The sequence below is a fragment of the Bacillus sp. AG4(2022) genome (genome assembly GCF_031844465.1).
In the GTDB taxonomy this organism is placed as follows: Bacteria; Bacillota; Bacilli; order Bacillales; family Cytobacillaceae; genus Bacillus_AB; species Bacillus_AB infantis.
This window is the reverse complement of the sequence record NZ_JAUZVH010000004.1, coordinates 300394-323009: the sequence shown is the minus strand read 5'-3', so window position 1 is coordinate 323009 and position 22616 is coordinate 300394. Positions and strand designations below refer to the sequence as shown.

At 48.6% G+C, this 22616-nt stretch carries 19 protein-coding genes and 1 pseudogene; 7 read left to right on the top strand and 13 right to left on the bottom strand.

Annotation, left to right across the window (positions count from 1 at the left end):
* Positions 1-247 precede the first annotated feature (247 nt).
* Complete coding sequence (locus Q9R36_RS13320) at positions 248-2359, bottom strand: (Fe-S)-binding protein (RefSeq protein WP_009792581.1); 2112 nt, start codon at positions 2357-2359, stop codon at positions 248-250.
* Positions 2360-2634: 275 nt separating this feature from the next.
* On the opposite strand from Q9R36_RS13320, the gene cls reads away from it, so the two are divergent.
* Together cls and uvsE are read left to right on the top strand one after the other, a co-directional pair.
* On the top strand, positions 2635-3774 hold the full coding sequence (gene cls, locus Q9R36_RS13315) for a cardiolipin synthase (RefSeq protein ID WP_009792579.1): 1140 nt from the start codon (positions 2635-2637) through the stop codon (positions 3772-3774).
* 64 nt (positions 3775-3838) lie between these two features.
* Positions 3839-4795 carry a UV DNA damage repair endonuclease UvsE gene (gene uvsE / locus Q9R36_RS13310; RefSeq protein WP_311225303.1) on the top strand — a complete coding sequence of 319 codons (957 nt, stop codon included), beginning with the start codon at positions 3839-3841 and terminating at the stop codon, positions 4793-4795.
* A 1149-nt stretch (positions 4796-5944) separates the two neighbouring features.
* Here the strand turns inward: uvsE and Q9R36_RS13305 are convergent.
* The 5 genes from Q9R36_RS13305 to speE form a co-directional block, all read right to left on the bottom strand.
* Positions 5945-6124, bottom strand: a complete 180-nt coding sequence (locus Q9R36_RS13305) for a XapX domain-containing protein (RefSeq protein WP_129613044.1) — start codon at positions 6122-6124, stop codon at positions 5945-5947.
* 128 nt (positions 6125-6252) lie between these two features.
* On the bottom strand, positions 6253-7923 hold the full coding sequence (gene argS / locus Q9R36_RS13300; protein WP_129613019.1) for an arginine--tRNA ligase: 1671 nt from the start codon (positions 7921-7923) through the stop codon (positions 6253-6255).
* A complete protein-coding gene (locus tag Q9R36_RS13295; protein ID WP_311225302.1) occupies positions 7920-8372 on the bottom strand; it encodes a YwiB family protein in 453 nt (150 codons plus the stop codon). Before Q9R36_RS13295 ends, argS begins: the two co-directional genes overlap by 4 nt.
* A gap of 418 nt (positions 8373-8790) precedes the next feature.
* A complete protein-coding gene (speB, locus tag Q9R36_RS13290) occupies positions 8791-9666 on the bottom strand; it encodes an agmatinase (protein WP_094769437.1) in 876 nt (291 codons plus the stop codon).
* Positions 9667-9708: 42 nt separating this feature from the next.
* On the bottom strand, positions 9709-10536 hold the full coding sequence (speE, locus tag Q9R36_RS13285; RefSeq protein WP_311225301.1) for a polyamine aminopropyltransferase: 828 nt from the start codon (positions 10534-10536) through the stop codon (positions 9709-9711).
* Between the two features lie 264 nt (positions 10537-10800).
* Between speE and Q9R36_RS13280 the strand changes: the two genes are divergently transcribed.
* Positions 10801-12873 (top strand): transglycosylase domain-containing protein, encoded by a 2073-nt coding sequence (locus Q9R36_RS13280; RefSeq protein WP_311225403.1) that lies wholly within the window; start codon positions 10801-10803, stop codon positions 12871-12873.
* A 163-nt stretch (positions 12874-13036) separates the two neighbouring features.
* On the opposite strand, the gene Q9R36_RS13275 is transcribed toward Q9R36_RS13280, so the two are convergent.
* Together Q9R36_RS13275 and Q9R36_RS13270 are read right to left on the bottom strand one after the other, a co-directional pair.
* Entirely contained in the window at positions 13037-13549 is a 513-nt protein-coding gene (locus tag Q9R36_RS13275) for a YwhD family protein (RefSeq protein WP_022544515.1), read from the bottom strand.
* Between the two features lie 73 nt (positions 13550-13622).
* Positions 13623-14285 (bottom strand): site-2 protease family protein, encoded by a 663-nt coding sequence (locus tag Q9R36_RS13270; protein ID WP_094769435.1) that lies wholly within the window; start codon positions 14283-14285, stop codon positions 13623-13625.
* A 169-nt stretch (positions 14286-14454) separates the two neighbouring features.
* On the opposite strand from Q9R36_RS13270, the pseudogene Q9R36_RS13265 reads away from it, so the two are divergent.
* Positions 14455-14679 (top strand): annotated as a pseudogene (locus tag Q9R36_RS13265) (2-hydroxymuconate tautomerase); the annotation flags it as partial.
* A gap of 47 nt (positions 14680-14726) precedes the next feature.
* On the opposite strand, the gene Q9R36_RS13260 reads toward Q9R36_RS13265, so the two are convergent.
* From Q9R36_RS13260 to Q9R36_RS13250, 3 genes are all read right to left on the bottom strand, one after another.
* The gene (locus Q9R36_RS13260; RefSeq protein ID WP_311225300.1) at positions 14727-15233 is read right to left on the bottom strand and encodes a YwgA family protein; all 507 of its coding nucleotides are present in this window, start codon (positions 15231-15233) and stop codon (positions 14727-14729) included.
* Positions 15234-15282: 49 nt separating this feature from the next.
* The gene (locus Q9R36_RS13255) at positions 15283-16581 is read right to left on the bottom strand and encodes an HD domain-containing protein (RefSeq protein ID WP_009791657.1); all 1299 of its coding nucleotides are present in this window, start codon (positions 16579-16581) and stop codon (positions 15283-15285) included.
* Positions 16582-16883: 302 nt separating this feature from the next.
* Complete coding sequence (locus Q9R36_RS13250; RefSeq protein WP_022544517.1) at positions 16884-17108, bottom strand: YuzB family protein; 225 nt, start codon at positions 17106-17108, stop codon at positions 16884-16886.
* A 316-nt stretch (positions 17109-17424) separates the two neighbouring features.
* Here Q9R36_RS13250 and Q9R36_RS13245 point away from each other — a divergent pair, with 316 nt between their 5' ends.
* Complete coding sequence (locus Q9R36_RS13245) at positions 17425-18204, top strand: RsfA family transcriptional regulator (RefSeq protein WP_094769433.1); 780 nt, start codon at positions 17425-17427, stop codon at positions 18202-18204.
* 105 nt (positions 18205-18309) lie between these two features.
* Here Q9R36_RS13245 and lipL read toward each other — a convergent pair whose 3' ends face one another.
* Positions 18310-19164, bottom strand: a complete 855-nt coding sequence (lipL, locus tag Q9R36_RS13240) for an octanoyl-[GcvH]:protein N-octanoyltransferase (protein ID WP_022544518.1) — start codon at positions 19162-19164, stop codon at positions 18310-18312.
* A 399-nt stretch (positions 19165-19563) separates the two neighbouring features.
* Positions 19564-20541 carry a phosphate acetyltransferase gene (gene pta / locus Q9R36_RS13235; protein ID WP_009791662.1) on the bottom strand — a complete coding sequence of 326 codons (978 nt, stop codon included), beginning with the start codon at positions 20539-20541 and terminating at the stop codon, positions 19564-19566.
* A 453-nt stretch (positions 20542-20994) separates the two neighbouring features.
* Here pta and hemQ point away from each other — a divergent pair, with 453 nt between their 5' ends.
* Together hemQ and Q9R36_RS13225 are read left to right on the top strand one after the other, a co-directional pair.
* On the top strand, positions 20995-21738 hold the full coding sequence (gene hemQ, locus Q9R36_RS13230) for a hydrogen peroxide-dependent heme synthase (protein WP_396137116.1): 744 nt from the start codon (positions 20995-20997) through the stop codon (positions 21736-21738).
* A gap of 448 nt (positions 21739-22186) precedes the next feature.
* Entirely contained in the window at positions 22187-22609 is a 423-nt protein-coding gene (locus tag Q9R36_RS13225) for a cell wall hydrolase (RefSeq protein ID WP_009794337.1), read from the top strand.
* Positions 22610-22616 lie beyond the last annotated feature (7 nt).

Below are 22616 nucleotides of genomic sequence, written 5' to 3'. Positions count from 1 at the left end.
CTGAACGCTCGCTCGAAATGATGCCAAAGCCTGCTGAACATCAGCCTGTCTTCCAATGTTTTAAACAGAATAAGGACAAAAAGGAGACCATTCGAAAAGGTTCTCCATCTTTGTAAGCGCTTTATTTATATTTCCATCTTACTCCATCCGCAGCGAAAATAAAAATATTTTCCTGAAGATTCTTAATAATCACGGCATTATTTTTCTAAGAAAGGCCCGGTGCGCCAGGCCTTTCTCAAGTTTCAGCTCAGGATACAAGAGTCTGCGGCTCGCCGATCACGGCTTTTTCAAGCAGCTCTGCCACATCATAGGTTTGGACTGTTTCTTCCGCTTCTTTAGCCTTCGTGCCATCTGACAGCATGGTCAGGCAGTACGGGCAGCCGGAAGAAATGACTGAAGGATTGACAGCCAGTGCCTGCTCTGTGCGGGCAACGTTAACGCGGTGTCCTGTTTCTTCTTCCATCCACATAAGTCCGCCGCCGGCTCCGCAGCACATGCCTGTCTCCCGGTTTCTTTCCATCTCCACCAGCTTCACGCCAGGAATGGACTTAAGGATTTCGCGCGGCGGATCATACACCTCGTTATAGCGGCCGAGGTAACATGAATCATGGAAGGTGATCGTTTCATTCACATCAAATTGCGGCTTCAGCCTGCCCTCTTTCACCAGCTCGGCAAGCAGCTCTGTATGGTGATATACCTCTGCCTCAAGCCCGAAATCCGGATACTCGTTTTTGAAAATGTTATAGGCATGAGGGTCGATCGTTACAATTTTTTTGACTTCATTTTTCTCGAATTCCTCAATGTTCTTTGTGGCAAGCTCCTGGAACAGGAATTCATTGCCGAGGCGCCTTGGCGTATCTCCGGAGTTTTTCTCCTTATTGCCAAGGATCGCAAATTTCACACCGGCTTCATTAAGGAGCCTTGCAAATGATAAAGCGATTTTCTGGCTCCGGTTATCATATGAACCCATACTGCCGACCCAGAAGAGATATTCGAATTCTTCGCCGGATTTCTTCATTTCCTTCACAGTCGGGACGGATACATCTTCCCTTGCCTCGCGCCAGTCCTCGCGCTCTTTCCGGTTCAAGCCCCATGGATTGCCCTGGCGTTCAATATTGGTCATCGCACGCTGTGCATCCGCATCCATTTTTCCTTCTGTGAGAACAAGATAACGGCGCAGGTCGATGATTTTGTCCACATGCTCATTCATGACCGGACATTGGTCTTCACAGTTCCGGCAAGTCGTACAGGCCCAGATTTCTTCTTCTGTAATGACATCGCCGATCAGGCTTGGGCTGTATGCAAGGCCGGCTGCCGCTTCTTCGGCACCTTTCCCTGCAGCTGCCAGTGCAAGCTGGTTGCCTTTCGTATTAGAGAAAGCAAAGGTCGGAACCCATGGCTGCCTTGATGTTACGGCGGCCCCATGGTTTGTCAGATGGTCGCGCAGCTTCAGGATCAAATCCATTGGCGACAGCATCTTGCCTGTACCTGTCGCAGGGCACATATTCGTACAGCGGCCGCATTCCACACATGCGTAGAAGTCGATCATCTGCAGCTGGTTGAAATCCTCGATTTTGCCGACTCCGAATGATTCCTGTGACTCATCTTCAAAGTCGATTTTCTTCAGCTTCCCGGCATTCTCGGTCCGGTCAAAATACACATTTGCAGGCCCGGCAATCAAATGAGCGTGCTTGGACTGCGGTACATAGACCAGGAAAGCGAGGAGGAACAGCAGGTGGATCCACCAGGAAATATAGAAGATGACGATGCTGGCTGTCTCCCCGATCCCTGAAAATGCCCCGGCTATCAGTGAAGCAACCGGCTCTGTCCATGTCCCCTCATGGCCGTGCCAGATCATGCTCATACCGTTTCCAAGGAGAACGGACAGCATCAGTCCGCCGATGAAGATGAGAACAAGCCCTGCCTTGAAGTTGCGCTTCAGACGGACAAGCTTCTCTACATAGCGGCGGTGGAAAGCCCAGAGAACGGCGACAAGAATCATCAGCGTCACAATTTCCTGGAAGAAAGTGAACCCGGGATACAGCGGCCCAAGCGGCAGATGCGCCCCAGGCTTAATTCCTTTGATGATAAAATCGATCGCCCCGAATTGGACAAGGATGAATCCATAGAAGAACATAACGTGGATGGCCCCGCTCTTCTTGTCCTTCAGGAGTTTTTTCTGGCCAAAGACATTCACCCATATTTTCCCCAGGCGTTCTTTGACGTTTTTATCAAACTCCGCTTTCTTGCCGAGCTTAATATATTCAATTCTGGTTTTAACCACATAGACAAACAGGCTGACTGCGTAAGCGGTTACAAGCAGGAACGCAATTAAGTTGATCCATAGTAATCCATTCATGGCTGATAATCTCCTTTCGTCCTTTTTCCACCAGAAAATTTACAACCAACCAAATTTTCTGAAAAGATTCTTAGTACCATTATATAATGAATGAGCATTCAGTCAATAACTTTTTCTGCATTTTCCCACTTTTCCCAGTCTGCTCTCCTATTTCATAGAAACCGCCTTCAAAGGGGATGCTATCAGGAAAAGATCCGAGGGGGACATGCGACTTGAAAACTGCCATTATCATACTTGCCATAGGATTGGCGCTGCTGCTTTGGGTGTCATGCGATATGGCGCTCGGCCGGCGGAAGCAGCTGTCAAAGGTCCAGAGAAAAAACTATCCGGTCAGGCAGAGCAGGATCGATTTGATCACCGCTGGCCCGGACTTATTCGAGAAGCTGTTCCTTGATATCAAACATGCTAAAAAGCATATCCATATTTTATTTTATATTGTAAAAAATGATAAAATCTCAGGCGAGTTCCTTTCCCTTCTGAAGAAAAAGGCCGAGGAAGGCGTCGAGGTCCGGCTGCTGCTTGATTGGGTAGGCAGCCTGCGTGTAAAAAGGAAGCTGATCACCGGCCTGAAGGAAGCCGGGGTCCGTTTTGCTTTCTGTCATGTACCGAAGCTCCCCTACCTGTTCTATTCCTCCCAATCGAGGAACCACCGGAAAATAACCGTCATAGATGGGAGTATCGGCTATTTGGGCGGGTATAACATTGGCAAGGAATACGTCAACCTGGATTCGAAGCTGTGTCCATGGCGGGATTATCACCTTAGGATGACAGGAGAAGGCGTCAATGATCTTCAAAGCGAATTTCTTTGTGATTGGCGGGATGCATCCGGAACAGACCTGCTCAGGGATGCGGCCTATTTTCCCAGGCTTCCACAGGAAGGCCTCCGGCACCAGCATATCCCATCAGAGGCCGGCTATCTGGAAGAAACCTTCCTCGCCATTATCCGGAATTCCAGGAGGAAGATCATTATCGGCACTCCGTACTTCATTCCGAGCCCCGCTCTTTTCCAGGAGCTGCGGCGGGCATTGGACAGAGGCGTAAGGCTGAGCATTATCGTCCCTTCAAAAACAGACCATCCCCTTGTAAAGGAAGCTTCCTATCCTTATCTCAGGGTGCTGCTGAAGGAAGGGGCACGGATCTACCAATACATGAACGGCTTCTACCATGCGAAGATCCTTCTTTCGGATGATACAGTATGCGATATCGGGACGGCCAATTTTGATAAAAGAAGCTTGTATTTAAACCATGAACTCAACTGTTATATATATGACAAAGCATTCATCCAGAAAGCTGAGAAAGTCCTTGAGCAGGATATGAAGGACTCAAAACTGCTTATGCTCAAAAATATTTCGGGCTTTAATGCAATCCGGTGGCTGCGGGAAGGAGTGGCGAAATCTGTTTCGTACTTTCTCTGAGGGCTAACGCCTCTCCTCCCTCCAGTGGTGCCGGGCCCAGGCCATTTTTTTTAAAGGAGTAATTATGAAAATACGATTCGGCTATGTGTCCCAGGCGGTAAGCCTATGGGAGGCATCCCCTGCGAGAACACTGACATTTACGAGATACAAGCAGATGACAAAGGAAGAAGGCATGCAGAAGCTGCTGGCTGCAACTGCAGAGAATCTGCGGAGCACGAGAAGGATGCTTTATTATAACCTCGCCCACGATATAGAATTGTACCGGTTCTCTAGCTCTATCGCCCCCCTTGCCACCCATCCGGAGGTCATGTGGGATTTTGTCGCCCCCTTCCGCGATGAATGGCAGGAGCTCGGCAGACTGGTAAAGGACAATGGCCTGCGGGTCAGCTTCCATCCGAACCAGTTCACCCTTTTTACCTCTCCCCGCAGCGAAGTCACAGCAAATGCGGTAATTGATATGGAATACCATTACCGCATGCTCGAGGCAATGGGACTAGAAAACCAGGCGCTGATCAATATCCATATCGGCGGAGCCTATGGCGATAAAGAGACATCCATTGAACGTTTTTATCAGAACTTGAAGACCCTTCCTGCACATATAAAAGCGGTTATGACCCTTGAAAATGACGATAAAACCTATAACGCCGAAGAAACGCTCGCCGCCTGCCAGCGGGAGCAGATACCGCTGATCTTCGATTATCACCATCATATGGCGAACTTGAGCGAAAGGCCGCTTGAGGATATGCTCCCGGATATTTTCCGGACCTGGGATCATTTCGGCATGAAGCCGAAGATCCATGTGTCTTCCCCTAAATCGGAAAAAGCCTTCAGGTCGCATGCTGACTATGTGGACGCCGAATTCCTGAAGCCTCTGCTGGATCACCTTCATGCGATCGGCGAGGATGTGGATTTTATGATAGAAGCAAAGACGAAGGACAAAGCTTTATTGAAGCTTGTTGAGGATATCAGCCGGATCCGCGGCGTGAAGCGGATCAGCGGCGGGGCGGTTGAGTGGAAATAGTTTTTTAGGATCCACGAAGTGGGGTTTTTCGGCCGGGTTATGTACCTGTGGCTGCTTTTGGGATACATGAGTCGGGCTCTTTTCGCCAAGTCATGTACCCCAGGCTGCTTTTGGGATACATGACTTGCGCTTTTTTTGCCGGGTCATGTATCTCAGACTGCTTTTGGGGTACATGAGTCGGGCTCTTTTCGTCCGGTCATGTATCTCAGACTGCTTTTGGGATACATGAGTCGGGCTCTTTTCGCCAAGTCATGTACCTCAGGCTGCTTTTGGGATACATGAGTTGCGATTTTTTCGCCGGGTCATGTATCTCAGACTGCTTTTGGGGTACATGAGTTGCGATTTTTTCGCTCGGTCATGTATCTCAGACTGCTTTTGGGGTACATGAGTCGGGCTCTTTTAGCCAAGTCATGTACCCCAGTCTGCTTTTGGGATACATGAGTTGCGATTTTTTTTTGCCGGGTCATGTATCTCAGACTGCTTTTGGGGTACATGAGTCGGGCTCTTTTCGTCCGGTCATGTACCTCAGACTGCTTTTGGGATACATGAGTCGGGCCCTTTTAGCCAAGTCATGTACCTCAGGCTGCTTTTGGGATACATGAGTTGCGATTTTTTCGCCGGGTCATGTATCTCAGACTGCTTTTGGGGTACATGAGTTGCGATTTTTTCGCCGGTCATGTATCTCAGACTGCTTTTGGGGTACATGAATCGGGCTCTTTTCGTCCGGTCATGTACCTCAGACTGGTTATGGGGTACATGAGTCGGGCTCTTTTAGCCAAGTCATGTACCCCAGGCTGCTTTTGGGATACATGAGTTGCGCTTTTTTTGCCGGGTCATGTATCTCAGACTGCTTTTGGGATACACGAGTTGCGCTTTTTTCGCCGGGTCATGTATCTCAGACTGCTTTTGGGGTACATGAGTCGGGCTCTTTTAGCCAAGTCATGTACCCCAGGCTGCTTTTGGGATACATGAGTCGGGCTTTTTTTGCCGGGTCATGTACCTCAGACTGCTTATGGGATACATGACTCCCTCGTTTACACAAATTTTATGTACTACAGTGGCCACATGCTCACTCTTTTCCGGCGGGTCATCGCCCCCTGCCTCTCCTCGCTTACAGGATTCCGCACTCTCCCCCTGCATCCCAATTCTTTATTTTAAAAAGCTTTCAAACCAAGGGCCCACTTGTTCAAACGCCTTAAATCCCAAATAGATGCCGATGATTCCCACTACTCCAGCCAGTGCTGGCGGGGCGGGTATCGGCAGTTTGAACAGGGCAAAAATAAAGCCGACCGCAAAGCCTGTTATAAGTGACAGCAGAACAATTTTCATCATATTCCTCCTAAAAGTAGGCTCGTGTTGTTCCATAAATATCCTTTATTATGTGCAATAAACGCTCCATCATTCTACCGCCACTAAAACAGAAAAAAACCCCACTTCCAGGAAGCGGGGCATGAGTCTTACATTTTTTCAGGTGCGGATACACCAATTAATTTAAGTGCGTTTCTTAATGCTGTTTGTACAGCCTTGATCAGGCCAAGACGGGCTTTTGTTTTTTCCGGATTGTCGCTATCAAGCACTTTTTCGGCATTGTAGAAGCTGTGGAAGGCAGATGCGAGCTCGAAAATATAGTTTGTGATGCGGTGCGGCATACGCTTTTCTGCAGCCTCTGCAACTGCCTGTGGGAATTCACCAAGCTTCTTCAGCAGGTCGATTTCCTTCTCAGCAGAAATGAGGGAGAAATCAGCATCGGCACTTAATGCCATCCCCTGCTCTTCACCCTGGCGGAGGATGCTCGAGATGCGCGCATGTGCGTACTGCGCATAATAAACAGGATTATCATTGGATTGGGACACAGCCAGATCAAGGTCAAAATCCATATGAGTGTCAGCACTTCTCATTGCGAAGAAATAGCGGACTGCATCGAGTCCAACCTCGTCCACAAGGTCACGCATGGTAACAGCTTTTCCTGTCCGTTTACTCATCTTCATCTTTTCACCGTTCTTGTACAGGTGTACGAGCTGGATGATTTCGACTTCAAGGGCATCCTTGCCATAGCCAAGCGCCTGGATGGCAGCCTTCATACGCGGGATATAGCCGTGGTGATCGGCGCCCCAGACATTGATAAGCTTTTCGAAGCCGCGCTCAAGCTTGTCTTTATGGTAGGCGATATCAGGCGTCAGATACGTGTAAGATCCGTCATTCTTGATAAGCACGCGGTCTTTATCATCGCCGAATTCGGTTGAGCGGAACCAGGTTGCGCCTTCTTCTTCATATACATGTCCGTTCTCTTTGAGTGCTTTCAAAGCATCGTCAATCTTGCCGTTCTGGTAAAGGGAAGTTTCAGAGTACCAGACATCAAAAGGTACGCGGAAATCTTCCAAATCCTTTTTCAGCTTTTCCATTTCGTATTTAAGGCCGTATTCGCGGAATGCATCGAAGCGTTCCTTTTCATCGGCATTCACATATTTGTCGCCAAATTCATCGGCAAGCCTTTGGCCGATGCCGATAATGTCTGCCCCATGATAGCCGTCAGCAGGCATTTCTTTTTCCATGCCAAGCGCCTGGAAATAACGGGCCTCAACTGACAATGCCAGATTATTGATCTGGTTTCCGGCATCATTGATATAATATTCGCGGGATACATCATAGCCTGCTTTGGCCAGGATGCTGCTCAGGGAGTCGCCGACTGCTGCACCGCGGGCATGTCCCAGGTGAAGGTCGCCTGTCGGGTTGGCAGAAACAAACTCAATCTGCACCTTTTGGCCATTGCCTGTATTCGTTTCTCCGTACTGATCTCCGGCGTTAAGGACGGTCGGGATCAAGTTCGTCAGGTAGCTGTTGTTCATGTAAAAATTGATGAAGCCCGGCCCTGCGATTTCAATTTTTTCAATGGATGCTTTGCTGCTGTCAAAATTCTCGATCAGCTGCTCGGCAATCATGCGCGGCGCCTTTTTGGCTACACGTGCAAGCTGCATCGCCATATTGGTAGAATAATCGCCATGCGCCTTCTCTTTAGGCGTTTCCAGGATTACATCCGGGATCTGCTCTTCTGCAGCAAGGCCTGCTTTAATGACCGCCTGCTTGATTTCCTCTTTCAGATTGCTTTGCACTTGTTCGACTATATTCATTTTTCTTCCTCCTCAAACGTAATCGCCAAATGATATGTACCTGCCTGTGATCCCTGCATTTTCATTTCATATAGAAGGTCAAAGGCCCCTGTTCCGCTGCCGTCGTCAAAGGACTGTGAGAGCCCTTTGGTCAGAGTCAGCATTTCCATGGTGCCGAAGGGCATTTCATAGCTTCCCCTCATCTTTTTGTTCATCCGGAAGGGCAGCCTCATTTTCACGGCTCCTGAACGGAGGATCAGGGCTTCTCCCTCTGCCATTTTTACAATCGTTTTAACTGTCCCCGCTTCATTTTCTTCATCATATTGAAGAAAGCGGGAGCCGTTTTTTTTATAGTATCGGCCAAACGCAGTCAGTTCAAAAGTTTCTTTGCTGCCTCCGCTGCGAATATCCGTTTTTACTTTTATTTTAACAGGTGTCTGTTCCGCTGGGCTATTGAGCAACGGGCACACTTCCTTTTCGTTTAACTCTTTAGTATAACTTTTTAATTATAATTTTTTTGGGGTGGAAGTGCAAATGAAGTTGGGCAGTGACAGGGATTGGTTTAATTATGGGGGCTGTTGATTGAATTTTTTTCCAGGTTGGTTATAACGCTGCAAAAAGTTAAGTAAGCCCTGTTGATTGCAGTGGAAGGCACGAAGACTCCTGCGGGATTGCAGCGGCAATGCTGAGACCCCGCAGACGCGCAGCGGTGAGGAGGCTCAGCGTCGCCCCGCGGAAAGCGAAGTGCCTGGAACGGAAATCAACAGGCCTATTTATTAATGCAAACCCGCCCGTCTAATAGGATTTTATGAATGTAGTTCCATTACAAAACAAAAGAGATACAGAATCCTGTACCTCTTTTGTTCAAAGGCATTAGCCTCCGCGTTTCTATTTCACCCAGCCCAATATCATCTCACGAATCAACTTGCTGGCTGTGTTAGCTGTTTGTTCTGACGGGTCGTAGATTGGTGCTACTTCCACGAGGTCGGCTCCGACAACTTTTACTTGTGAGCGGGCGATTTCGTGGATGGACGCCAGGAGCTCCTTGGATGTGATTCCGCCGGCGTCGACGGTGCCTGTGCCTGGCGCGTGAGCCGGGTCAAGGACGTCGATGTCGATGGTTACGTATACCGGGCGGCCTGCCAGCTTAGGAAGGATTTCCTTGAGCGGCTGGTGCACATCGAATTTTGAGATATGCATTCCGACTTTTTTTGCCCATTCGAATTCTTCCTTCATTCCTGAGCGGATGCCGAAGGAGAAGATATTCTGAGGGCCGATCAGGTCTGCGGCCTTGCGGATCGGTGTTGAGTGGGATAATGGCTCCCCTTCATAGTTCTCGCGCAGATCTGTATGGGCGTCCATATGGATGATGGCAAGATCCGGGTATTTCTTATACATCGCCTTGAAAACCGGCAATGAGACAAGGTGCTCCCCGCCCATGCCAAGCGGGAACTTGCCGGCAGCCAATAGCTTATCGACAAACTCCTCGATCAGATCAAGGCTTTTCTGCGGATTCCCGAAAGGAAGCGGAATATCGCCGGCATCGTAATATTTAACCTCCGCAAGCTCGCGGTCAAGATACGCGCTGTATTCTTCAAGTCCGATTGAAACTTCCCTGATGCGGGTCGGGCCGAAGCGTGAGCCCGGGCGGTAGCTGACTGTCCAGTCCATCGGCATTCCGTAAAGGACCGCCTGGCTTTCCATAAAATTCGGATGGCTTCCGATGAATACATTTCCTGAATAAGCTTCATCAAATCTAACCAAAATGACTCCCTCGCTTTACATGCTGGTGCCTGGCACCAATCTTTATTTTACAAGATCCTGCACAAACTTAGGCAGCACAAACGCTGCTTTGTGCAGTTCTTTTGTGTAGTACTTTGTATCGATTTCGTGGAAGCGCTCTTCGCTTACTTCAAGCGGATTGTGCTTCTTGCTTCCGATTGTGAATGCCCACAGTCCGCTTGGGTATGTCGGGATGTTGGCCACATATAAGCTTGTGATCGGGAAGATTTCTTTTACATCCTTCTGGACGGTGCGGATCAGGTCTGCCTTGAACCAAGGGTTGTCAGACTGCGCAACAAAGATGCCGTCTTCCTTCAGCGCCTTGGAGATGCCGGCATAGAAGCCTTTCGTGAACAGGTTCACAGCTGGCCCGACCGGCTCAGTGGAATCTACCATGATGACGTCATATTCATTTTCGCTGTTGGCGATATGCATGAAGCCGTCGTCAACCTTCACTTCTACTCTTTCATCGTCAAGCATGCCTGCGATTTCAGGAAGATACTTCTTGCTGTACTCGATTACCTTCCCATCGATTTCAACCAGTGTTGCTTTCTTAACGCTTGGGTGCTTCAGCACTTCGCGGATAACGCCGCCGTCGCCGCCGCCCACTACAAGAACGTTCTCAGGGTTCGGATGCGTGAATAACGGCACATGGGCCACCATTTCATGGTAAACGAACTCATCCTTGATGGATGTCATGACCATATCATCCAAGAGGAGCATGTTGCCCCATTCTTCTGTCTCTACCATATCAAGCTTTTGAAAATCAGTTTGCTCTGTATGTAAAGTCTGCTTCACTTTTATTGTGATGCCAAAGTTCTCTGTCTGTTTCTCTGTAAACCAAAGTCCCATTCTGAACATCCTTCCATTTTAAAAATTTGTATAGTGCGCATAAAACGCTCTCAAAACTTTTTAAAAGTTGTGCGGTTATCTTTATGCTTCCCTAACTGTTTAATTACAAACATGAGAAAAAGTATAGATGAATCTAGCAAAATTGCAAGAAAAAAATGAAACTCGCGAATAAATTCCTTCTCTTATTTCAATACTAGGAATAAAGACCAAATTCGGGTGCCGGAAACCATTGCGCACACCGTTTATAAAAAGGGGTGAATTATGATGGAAGTCATGGCCGATCAGCGGTACAAGAGAGCGAAGAAATATGTGCGGGCAGCCGCTGTCATCAGTTTAATAGGAATGATTGCTGCCGGGCTTGCCATCGGCGCCGTCCTGATATATGCCAAGATCCTTGGCCCTCCTCCGCTGGCCGTACCGCAGTCGACCTTGTATTACTCTGAGGACGGTGAAGTGATCGGGGAAAGCAGCAATGGCCAGAAGCGGTATTGGGTGGCGCTTGACCATATTTCCCCTCATCTGATTGATGCAACGGTTTCAGTCGAGGACCAGAATTTTCATTCCCACCATGGCTTTGATTATAAACGGATTGCCGGGGCTGCGATTGCGGATCTAAAAGCGATGGCAAAGGTCCAGGGAGCCAGCACCATCAGCCAGCAGTATGCCCGGAACTTGTTCCTCGCACACGAGAAGACATGGAAACGGAAAATGATGGAGGCCTTCTACACAATCAGGCTTGAGATGAACTATTCAAAAGATGAGATCCTGGAAGGCTATATCAATACGATTTATTATGGCTATGGCGCTTATGGCGTACAGGCAGCAAGCCAGTACTATTTTGGGAAAGATGCTGAGGAGCTTAACCTTGCCGAGGCTTCCATGCTTGCCGGGATACCGAAGGGCCCTGGCGTCTATTCCCCTCTCGCTTCTTTCGAAAGGGCCAGGGACCGCCAGCGCATCATTCTGGATACAATGGCCATGCAGGGGAAAATCACCGCGGAGGAAGCTGATAGAGCTTTTGGGTCAGCGCTCAAGCTTGTGGGCGAATTTCCGCATAAAGCAATCGAAAAGGCGCCGTATTTTCAGGATGCGGTCAAAAATGCGCTGAAGAATCAGCTTCAGCTTGATGACCGCACAATAGAACTTGGCGGCCTGAAGGTATACACAACACTTGATACAAAAATCCAGGCTGCTGCTGAGAAAGCGGTAACCGGCAATATTAGCAAAGATTCGGAAATCCAGGTCGGGCTTGTGTCAGTCAACCCGAAGAACGGACATGTAAAGGCAATGGTCGGCGGAAGAGATTATAGCGAGAGCCCGTTCAACCGGGCGGTTCAGGCAGTCCGCCAGCCTGGCTCGACGATTAAGCCGCTTCTTTACTATGCTGCCCTCGAACAGGGATTCACCCCGGCAACCATGATGAGGAGCGAGCAGACCACCTTCCGTTTTGATGACGGCAGGCAGGAATACACACCGCATAATTTCAACAATCAATATGCGGATGGTGATATCACCATGGCACAGGCACTCGCTTTGTCGGACAATGTGTATGCTGTAAAGACCCATCTCTTTTTAGGCGAAAATACGCTTGCAGAAACAGCGAAAAAATTCGGCATCACTTCCAAAATGGCTGAGGTTCCTTCCCTGGCGCTTGGGACATCGGGTATTAGGGTCATTGAACTGGCCAATGCGTACAGCCTTTTTGCCAATGGAGGAAAAAAGGTTTCCCCTGTCCTGGTGACAAAGGTTGAAAATCATAAAGGCGAAGTGATTTATGAAGAAAAGAAAGAGCCTCTGCCGGTGCTGAAGCCGGAGGATGCATATGTTATGACGCAAATGATGACCGGCATGTTTGACCATAAGCTTGACGGCTATTCCAGCGTTACGGGCAGCACCATCATCAGCAAGATGACAAGGCCATATGCCGGCAAATCAGGGTCCACCGACACAGACAGCTGGATGGCCGGGTTCACGCCCCAGCTCGTTTCCGCCGTCTGGACCGGATATGACCAGGGCAAGCCCATCACATTGACGGCCGATAAAGCTTATGCAAAGAATATTTGGATACAGTTTATGGAGGATGCCCATAAAGATTTGCCCGTCAAACGGTTCAAAGGTCCAAAAGGAACGGTCGGCGTGTATATCAATCCGGAGAACGGAAAAATCGCCACCGACCATTGCCCGGTTCAGCGCCTGACCTATTTCACCGCCGGGACCGAGCCGACCGAATATTGCACCGATCATCTGGAGCATATGGAAGAAGAGCCGGAACAGCCTGTGAAAAAGCCCAAGGAGAAGAAAACCTGGTATAAAAAGCTGTTTCAGTGGGGATCTTAGCATAGTCAATAAAAGGAAAAACCCCGGGTTTCCGCCCGGGGTTTTTCGTGTCCTAGTTCTATACAGTGCATCAACACTGTAAATAAGTTTACTTTTTTTATCGCCGCTCGGCAAGTAGGTTGGAATTTAAGTTCGAAAATCTGTCACAATTTCGTCAAAATTTTTAACTGGAAGCCAAATCTTTTTTCAGCTGGTCTTCTGCCCTTTCCCACATGCCCATATCGTGATTCTTCAGGAAGTCTGCAAGGATTCCTTTAGACTTGTCATCCATATGGTCGACGATGATATGGCGTTTGATGCTTTTATCAAGCCTGTTGACATGCTCAGGCAGCAGTTTATAGCCGCGGCGGATTTCCCGGTCCACCGTCATAAAGCAGGCAGTGACACCGGCATAATAAGGGCCTTCCTGCTTGCGGTCGATCGTCACCCATACGAGCCAGTAAGGCTTTCCGTTCGGAACGTCCTCCTGGTTGGTCAGGAACTTGATTCCTTTTTCTACAGTGCTTCTTGCATGCATGGCACCGATATCAACATGGGCATCTCCCGCTTCCACATCCACAAAGACCGGTGACACATTATCAAGGCTGAGGGAGCCTCCCCCAAAGCCGCCATGCCCGTCTGTCGGGTCGCTCTTAATGATGTTGAAGCCAATATTTTTTTTCTTCTTTTCTTCCATTTGATTTATCCTCCTTTTAAAAAGGTCAGTTATCATAATTTGATCGTTAATTTTGGCCTGATTTCCGAATTTGTCAGCCGCGCAGGAACAGTCCCGAGAAGAAGTCATGCATCCCGTTGATCAGGACCGGCAGCACAGTGCCGAAGATCGGCTGGATCGTATACTGATCAAGCGGTGTGATGACAAGAATCAGGAATATAATCGAACCATATGCCTCAAACTGGGTGAGCTTAGGCCTGATCCCCGCCGGGGCGAGATCCTCAATGATCCGGTATCCGTCAAGAGGCGGAAAAGGCAGCAGGTTAAACACAAACAGCATGAGATTCAAGTAAATGAACAAATCCAGGAACTCGGGCACAAAATCAGGCAGGCCCGCTGCTGCTCCGGCCGCGGCCAGTCCGTACCAGATGCCAAGGCCCAGGCCCGCCATCAACAGATTGCTGAGCGGTCCGGCAAGCGAAACCGATATCCCCGCAAGCCTTGGATTTTTGAAATGGAAACGGTTCACCGGCACAGGCCGTGCCCAGCCGAATCCCGCTATAAAAATCAGGATGGTCCCAAGGGGGTCCAGATGGTGGATCGGATTGAGCGTCAGCCGCCCCTGCTTTTGTGCCGTCGGGTCGCCGAATTTATAAGCAACAAACGCATGGGCAAATTCATGGACCGTAAAAGCGATCATCAAAGTCAATGCTACATAGGGAATCTCCCTTAAAGAAAAGGCTAAGAATTGTTCCAACGGCAATACCCCTTTATGTGAATGAATAAAGTCCTTAGGCAGCAGGCACACGCCTGCATACTTATCTATTTTTCAGTATACATGAAATGCCGGGCGAAGGGAAAACTCCGCTTCCGGGAAAAGCCCGGCATCAGCCCGCGCCCCGAACTGGCACTTCCCTCAAGCCTTCTGCTATAGTAAAAAGTATAAAAAGGAGGAAGTTATTATGCCATATGTAACAGTCAAAATGCTTGAAGGACGTACAGAAGACCAGAAAAAAGCTCTTGTTGAAAAAGTGACCGATGCGGTCAGCGAAACGACCGGTGCTTCTAAAGACAAAGTCGTCGTATTTATTGAAGAAATGAGCAAGAACCACTATGCCGTAGCAGGCAAACGCTTAAGCGACGAAGACTAAAATACCCTTGTAAGGCCCGCAAACTAAAGAAAAAGCTAAGCACACCCCTAGTGCTTAGCTTTTTCTTTCAGCTTTTCAATATATTGATAGGCCTCTTCTACCTCTTCTTCTGTGTACTTCTGCTTGCTCTTTAAAGTGAACACCTTCTCCTGCACCTCTTCGCGGGGAAGATTATCAAAATATAAAACCGTTGAGACAAGCTCCAGGAATCTTGCATTCTGGCTGTTCATATCCTCCAGACAGTCCGGCAGGCAAGGCATATTAACCTGGTTGACGGATAGAAATTCCCGGCCGTTGTCCGTCAGTGTGTACCGGTATTGAAAATAGCCGCCCTTCTTCTCTTTCACTTCATTCAGGAAGCCCATATTGCAAAGCTCCTCCACCCTCAGTGTCAGCTCCTCTGAATAAGGTCCGTAAAAGTGGAACTGGAACCGCTCCTGAAAAGGAAAAGAAATCTTCTTTGCAATAAAAATCATCTTCTGAAGCTTTTTCCGGCCGATGACTTCCCCGGAAGCCGCCAAAGCGTGCACCAAATTGGCATGATCTTTTAACAAAACCCCTCATCTCCTACTCCAAAGTAATTACCGCTTCTATGTATGTCGATTAGATCTCCAGCATTTCACGGATTTTTTTCTTAATAGTCTTCTTGCTGCCCTCATCCATAATCAAATCAGCAGGATAATATAATTTGTGGTCCGTCCGCCTTTTTCCGGATATCGCATCAACAATTTCCGATTCGCGCGACAGTTCCCGCAGGTCCCCGTTTTTCATCTGCAGGTGGATCGGAAGACGCTCCTCTTCCTCTCCCGGCCTGTAAAAGTCATACGGAAGATCTGAGGAGGAATCGACAACCAGATAATACTCAGGATCAAGCCCTGCCTTGCTGAACAGCACAGACAGCTCGGCCAGCTTCTTGTATTCCTTCGCCGGGTCAAATTCCACATATTTAAAGAGATTGCGGTCCATATACCTTTTGCACAAATCCCTCAGAATTGGATCTTCTTCTTCCTGCCACATCTGGAAATAATAGAGTATCACGGCTTCATCAAGCTTCAGATAGTCTTCCAGCGTCACTTCGCCTTCAAACAGTGTATAGAAATGGAGGGGAAGGTACTTGAATGCATAATAATTTTCATGGAGCTGTTTGGCCCTGTGCAGGATTTTCGTCAATATGACTTCCGCACTTCTTGTTACCGGGTGGAAATAGACCTGCCAGTACATCTGGTAGCGGCTCATGATATAATCCTCGACCGCATGCATCCCGCTCTGCTTGATGACAACCTGGTCCTCCCTCGGGCGCATGACCCGGAGAATCCTTTCCATATCAAAATGGCCATAGCTGACACCGGTGAAATACGCATCGCGCTGCAGATAGTCCATCCTGTCGGCATCGATCTGGCTGGAAATCAGGCTGACGACCTGCTTATTCCGGTAAGTCTTCGCAATCACGTCGGCTACATCCTTCGGAAAATCCTTCCCGGCTCTTGAAAGGACAAGATTTACTTCGGTATTGCCAAGAATGATTGCCTGTGTGTAATGCTCATGATCCAGGTCGAATACCTTTTCGAATGAATGGGAAAAAGGGCCATGCCCCAAATCGTGCAGGAGCGCCGCACAGAGGGATACAAGGCGTTCATTGTCATCCCACTCTTCCCGGCCGGCAAATACATCATCGATGATGCGCCTGACAATCTCGTAGACTCCGAGTGAATGATTGAAGCGGCTGTGCTCTGCCCCGTGGAAGGTCAGATAAGTCGTCCCCAGCTGCTTGATCCGCCGCAGGCGCTGAAATTCCCTCGTCCCGATCAAATCCCAGATCATTCTGTCACGAACATGGATATAACGATGGACAGGGTCCTTGAATACTTTTTCTTCGCTTAATTTTTCCGTTGAATATGGCATCTTTTCCCCTCTTCCTGTGCACCAGCCCGGCCTATTCCCGTTTTTTTCCTTTGTATCTATTATAGCCAGTTTTCACCGCTAAATCATTACAAAATCTGCTGTAATTCCCTTTTCTTCGACAAAATCCAGACACAGCAAGGCTTTCGGAAAAATAAAATTTTCCCTGTGTTCAGATGATGTTCTTTTTCCACAAACAGGCAGCAGGCTAAACGTACCGGGAAGAAAAGAAATTGCCCCATCTGCCGGAGCCGCACAGCATTTGGCGAATAAAAAATCACCTTAAGACAGGTGTCAAAGGCGATTTATTTTTTCAGCTTTTTTTCGATTTTCTCTCTTAGCTCTTCTTCTGACAATGCTGCCAGAGGACGGTTGTTGACAAATGCAAAAGTCTTCTTCCTGCCCGGCCCGCAATAGGATTGGCAGCCTACGTCCACTTTTGCCTCAGGGTCGATATCCTTCAGCATGGGGATCAGTGTTTTCAGATTAACTGCCTGGCAGTCGTCGCAAACACGGAATTCGTTTGCCATTTCGTACATCCCTTTCTCGGTCTATCATTTTTAAATTATCTATAGAAAATTTTAGTTGCTATCTCAATTAATCTGCCCGGAGGCACTAAAGGGTATTTTACATTTTCTGAACTTGTATTGCAAGCTGCAATCTTTAGCACCGCTGGCAGGCTGCAGGCATTTTTTCCAGCACATTCTCCCTTCTCCCCAGTCCCTGAATATATCAGAAAAAAAAACTACTATCCTTTTATTCCCTCTGTATAAAGAAAGAAAGATGTGGCCATGCTAGTGCTAGAAGGTTATATAAACCAATTTTGCCCAGGGAGTTGAAGAAAAAATGAAAGTAAGACAGGATGCATGGTCAGAAGAAAATGATTTATTGCTTGCTGAGACGGTATTAAGGCATGTCAGGGAAGGAAGCACCCAGCTGAACGCTTTCGAGGAAGTCGGAGATAAGCTGAACCGCACTTCTGCCGCCTGCGGATTCCGCTGGAACGCTGTTGTTAGGCACCGCTACGAAAAGGCGCTGCAGCTCGCCAAGAAACAGCGCAAACAGCGCAACAGGCTGCTCGGGAAAGAACAGGGCGGCAAGAAAAAGCTGCTGTACAATCCTCCGGTCCCAGCTGTTGAAGAAGTTGAATTGCTCACTGCTGATACACTGCCAATGCCGGAAGAAACAGAAGTCTATACGGAGACTTATACAGAAATAGATATAGATGCCGATGGAGATGCTGAAGAAGAAACAATCGAAGCTCCAGAACCAGTATTCTCTTATCCTGCTTATCAATCGGCGCCGCAGCCGCGGGCCCAGCTGAATCTGGATTCGGTTATCAGCTATTTGCAAAGCCTGAACGGCTCCACCCTCAGCGCTGATCTGTTAAAAAGCGAGAATGAAAGATTGAGGCGCGAAATCGCCATGCTGAGGAGCCAGAATGAGGAATTATCCGGAAAAATCGGCATGCTGGAACAGAATACCGTCACGATCCAGGAAGATTACGAGACGCTCATGAAAATTATGAACAGGGCAAGAAAGCTGGTACTATTTGACGAGGAAGAACGCCCGGCCACCAAATTCAAGATGGACCGCAACGGGAACCTGGAAAAGGTAGCAGAATAAAGGACCCCGCTGTTTTATAGACTCGGAGAGAAGAAATGGCAGCAGCCTGCCCCCTTAAACAGAAAACCGCCCGGATTAAAGGGCGGTTTTTCTATTCCTGGATGGTCAGGCGGGATCCTGAAGGGTGCCGAATACTTTTTCATTCCGCTCGGCGACCCGCTCATAATAGCTTTCATAAAGGCCGGCTTCTTCTTCATTCAGTCCTCCGGCATACAGCCTGCCTGATCTGCTTTTCAGCACGTTCAGGAACCTCATCATCACATCTGCGACCGTCAGCTCGGACTGGAGCAGCTCGCTGAGCGATGCCATGACCGGCGGTGTAATGTCAGGGTACAGGAACTTCGTTACCGCATCCTTTTTCGCCCTGGTGTAAAACTCCCTTACCAATGCAGCCCGCCCGCTGCCGCTGCCGTTTACGCATAAATAGATCTGGACTGCCACACCCTTGCGCAGTCTGCGCTGGGAAATGCCGGCGAACTTCCTGCCGCCGATGCTCAGATCATAGCTGCCGGGGCAATAAGAACCGACAATTTCCCTTGCTTCTATTTCATATGGAAAGTCGCTGAACATTTCTTTTATTAAAAGCCACATAGCATCATAGCCGCGGTTGATATCAATCCCTTTTTCTGATTCCGGAAAAATGAGCGACAGATTGAGTACACCCTCATCCAGCACAACTGCCAGGCCGCCCGAGTTGCGGACAATCGCCCGGTAACCCTGCTCTTGCAGCCAGTCCACCCCGTCTTCCAGGTATGGAAGCCGTGAATCCTGGATGCCGAGCACGATCGTCCGGTCATGAACCCATGCTCTTGCCGTTGCAGGGGTTTTTCCCGATCCGACAGAAGCACAGAGCGTATCATCCATCCCGAACGAATGCATCGCATTCAAATGCAGTCCCGCACTCGACTGGTCTATTATCCGCCACTCCGGCTGCTGCAGCAGCTCACTTGCTTCGTTCATCTTCAGTACTCCTTTAAATAAACAATATGGGATTATTATAGCATACGGGCGGCGGGAAGAAGAAAAGGGGCGGAGCCGCTGATCGGGTGCGCAGTTGGTTATTGAGTTCAGCTTTTTGACTGCTTTTTTCTGCTTTAAAACTGATCTCTCTGCCTGAAAAAAGCCTATCTTTGGGGGGCAAACAGCGCGGGAGCTGCTTTCTGTCCAATTCGGGGCATATTCTACCGGGTCCCCCCGGGAATCTACCAACTTGACGCTATATTCTACCGACTTCACACTGTAATCTACCGAATTGAGTGTTTTTTCTACCAACTGGCAGCTGACAGCCCCACCGCGCCGCGCCACAACACGCAGCACCGCAAAAAAGAACCGGCACACCAGAGTGCCGGCTCCCTTCTATTACTGATTCAATGCCTGAGCTGCTGTGATCAAAGCAAGCTTATACACGTCTTCCTGGTCACATCCGCGGGACAGGTCATTTACCGGACGGTTCAGGCCTTGAAGGATCGGTCCGACCGCTTCAAAGTTACCAAGGCGCTGGGCGATTTTGTAGCCGATATTCCCTGCTTCCAGGCTTGGGAATACAAATACATTAGCATCTCCCTGCAGCGGTGAATCCGGAGCTTTCTTTTCAGCAACAGATGGAACGAAGGCTGCGTCGAACTGGAATTCGCCATCCACGATGAGCAATGGCTCACGAAGCTTGGCTTCTTCAACTGCCTGGGATACTTTTTCCGTTTCAGGCGATTTTGCAGAGCCTTTGGTAGAGAAGCTCAGCATGGCAACGCGCGGGTCGATGTCGAACATTCTTGCTGTCTTGGCGCTTTCGATGGCGATTTCCGCTAGATCTGCGCTGTCTGGTGCGATATTGATTGCACAATCGGCAAATACATACTTTTCATCTTCGCGGACCATGATGAAGACACCGGAAGTCTTTTTGACGCCTTCTTTTGTCTTAATGATCTGAAGAGCCGGTCGGACTGTATCTGCAGTAGAGTGAGCTGCTCCGCTGACAAGGCCGTCTGCTTTATTGGCATAAACAAGCATGGTGCCGAAATAGTTTTCATCAAGAAGAATGCGGCGGGCATCTTCTTCTGTCGCTTTTCCTTTGCGGCGCTCAACAAATGCAGCAACAAGTTCGTCCATCATGGCAAAGTTTTTCGGGTCATAGATTTCGACAGAATCAAGGGATACATCCAATGATTTTGCTTTATCCTCGATTTGTGCAATATCCCCGATCAGAATAGGGGTAAGAATTTTGTCAGCTGCCAGACGGCCTGCTGCAGTCAGAATCCTTTCATCTGTTCCTTCAGGAAATACGATTCGCAGATTATTGCCGGAAACCTTATTCCTTAATCCTTCAAAAAGATCACTCATATGAAAATCCTCCTTTTATATGTAACAAATCACTCGGCTTAAGCGGCGCTGAGACTGCCTTTATCCATAGAAGTGAGCCTGCGTCCGCTATTCTCACTCCCTTAGGATACTCCTCCACTGTGAAAATTCAAGAACAAGGAGAAGTGGCAGCGGTTACACCTGAAAAGTTTTTGTTTTCTTAACATTCTTATATTTATATCTGGGAATCGATTCTCTCCGGACGATGTTAATATGGTCCTTTTTGCCGGAAAATATCCGATTTCGCGCCCGTTCTGGTTGCCTAATCTGCTATTCTTTAGAATCCCCTTGTTTTCCCGGCCGGAAACCTGATTGAGAATAATTTTTGAAAGCTGGTAAGTGACATATAATTTTCAAGTTTCAGGCAGACGTGTTATGGTGAAACTATGATATAGTATTGATGAGAATTCGAGTACATATATAGGAGTGATCAGAATGACTGAAGCAGCACAAACGCTTGATGGCTGGTATTGCCTCCATGATTTCCGCACAATGGACTGGACGACATGGAAAATGACTCCGAAAGAAGAGCGCGATGCAGCAATCCAGGAGTTTATGGGCCTTGTGGATAAATGGAATTCCGTGCAGAGCGAAAAGAATGGCAGCCATGCTTTATATACGATTGTTGGACAAAAAGCAGATTTCATGATGATGATCCTGCGCCCTACAATGGAAGAGCTGAATGAGATCGAGAATGAGTTCAATAAATCAAAGCTTGCGGAATATACCATTCCGGCACATTCTTATGTTTCCGTTGTGGAGCTCAGCAACTATCTGCCGGCCGGAGAGGATCCTTATCAAAATCCTCATGTCCTGGCACGCCTTTACCCGGAGCTTCCTAAAGCAAAATATGTTTGCTTCTACCCGATGGACAAGCGCCGCCAGGGTGAAGATAACTGGTATATGCTCCCTATGGAAGACCGCCGCAATATGATGCGCAGCCACGGCATGATCGGCCGCCAGTATGCAGGCAAAGTAAAGCAGGTCATCACCGGCTCTGTCGGCTTTGACGATTACGAGTGGGGAGTAACCCTCTTCGCAGACGATGTGCTTCAATTCAAGAAGCTTGTCTACGAAATGCGCTTTGATGAAGTGAGCGCCCGCTACGGCGAATTCGGCTCCTTCTTTGTCGGAAACCTGCTCCTGGAAGACCAGGTAGGCACCTTCCTGAATGTTTAATATATGAATCAGGCCTCGGCTTTTGCCGGGGCTTTTTTTATTGAAAAAAAACCGTCACATTTACTGCAATTGGGCTTCCAATTTTTCTATCTATACAGTTACCAATAAATAGATTCCTGCTTATAGAGCAAGCGCCATCCGCTTTTCTTTTTGTCCAGCTCCGGCTCCTAGGTGCTCGAGTCATAAGTTACTTTGGAACCGAAGGCAAAGAACGCCTTCAATTCCAAAGCGCCTTATGCTGGGCCCGCAGGATGCGGGTCATGCAGGCGTTGCCACAGGACGTGGCGTCTTTAGCCTGCGTTCCTTTATTCTGAACAGTCGCCTCCGCTTTTCTTTCCCCCATCAGGCATAATACAGCATTTCCCACATATTTATGAAATAGTGAGTTTGGTTTTATACGGATACTTTCACTTACAGCCTTTGAATAGCTGCTGAGAGAGGTGAAGTTATGGCCGTTATTCCTTATACCGAAGAGGATGTGAAGCTTCTCGCAAGGCTGATGCGTGCGGAGGCTGAAGGAGAAGGAAATCTGGGCATGCTGATGGTCGGCAATGTCGGGGTGAACCGGGTCAGGGCCGATTGCCTGGATTTCAAAGAGATTCCTTCCATCCGGAAAATGGTTTATCAGCGGCCAGGCGGATTTGAAGCCACCATCAAGGGCTACTTTTATCAGCGGCCCCGTCAGAATGAGCTCGACCTGGCCAGGAAAGTCATCAAGGGGCAGCGCCATCATCCTGCCAGCAATTCGCTCTGGTTTTTCCGCCCCACCGGGGACTGCCCTGCCCAATGGTATAATCAGCCGAATGCCGGAAGATACAAAGCACATTGCTTCTTCCAGCCGGCCCGGGCAGACTGTCCCACTGTTTATTAATGACATT

What these genes read in the sequence shown, in the direction of transcription:
- Q9R36_RS13320 (WP_009792581.1), bottom strand. Translation starts at nt 2,359, where the DNA reads ATGAATGGATTACTATGGATCAACTTAATTGCGTTCCTGCTTGTAACC.
- cls (WP_009792579.1), top strand. Translation starts at nt 2,635, where the DNA reads ATGGCGCTCGGCCGGCGGAAGCAGCTGTCAAAGGTCCAGAGAAAAAAC.
- uvsE (WP_311225303.1), top strand. Translation starts at nt 3,839, where the DNA reads ATGAAAATACGATTCGGCTATGTGTCCCAGGCGGTAAGCCTATGGGAG.
- Q9R36_RS13305 (WP_129613044.1), bottom strand. Translation starts at nt 6,124, where the DNA reads ATGAAAATTGTTCTGCTGTCACTTATAACAGGCTTTGCGGTCGGCTTT.
- argS (WP_129613019.1), bottom strand. Translation starts at nt 7,923, where the DNA reads ATGAATATAGTCGAACAAGTGCAAAGCAATCTGAAAGAGGAAATCAAG.
- speE (WP_311225301.1), bottom strand. Translation starts at nt 10,536, where the DNA reads ATGGGACTTTGGTTTACAGAGAAACAGACAGAGAACTTTGGCATCACA.
- Q9R36_RS13280 (WP_311225403.1), top strand. Translation starts at nt 10,801, where the DNA reads ATGGAAGTCATGGCCGATCAGCGGTACAAGAGAGCGAAGAAATATGTG.
- Q9R36_RS13275 (WP_022544515.1), bottom strand. Translation starts at nt 13,549, where the DNA reads ATGGAAGAAAAGAAGAAAAAAAATATTGGCTTCAACATCATTAAGAGC.
- Q9R36_RS13255 (WP_009791657.1), bottom strand. Translation starts at nt 16,581, where the DNA reads ATGCCATATTCAACGGAAAAATTAAGCGAAGAAAAAGTATTCAAGGAC.
- Q9R36_RS13250 (WP_022544517.1), bottom strand. Translation starts at nt 17,108, where the DNA reads ATGGCAAACGAATTCCGTGTTTGCGACGACTGCCAGGCAGTTAATCTG.
- Q9R36_RS13245 (WP_094769433.1), top strand. Translation starts at nt 17,425, where the DNA reads ATGAAAGTAAGACAGGATGCATGGTCAGAAGAAAATGATTTATTGCTT.
- lipL (WP_022544518.1), bottom strand. Translation starts at nt 19,164, where the DNA reads ATGAACGAAGCAAGTGAGCTGCTGCAGCAGCCGGAGTGGCGGATAATA.
- pta (WP_009791662.1), bottom strand. Translation starts at nt 20,541, where the DNA reads ATGAGTGATCTTTTTGAAGGATTAAGGAATAAGGTTTCCGGCAATAAT.
- hemQ (WP_396137116.1), top strand. Translation starts at nt 20,995, where the DNA reads ATGACTGAAGCAGCACAAACGCTTGATGGCTGGTATTGCCTCCATGAT.
- Q9R36_RS13225 (WP_009794337.1), top strand. Translation starts at nt 22,187, where the DNA reads ATGGCCGTTATTCCTTATACCGAAGAGGATGTGAAGCTTCTCGCAAGG.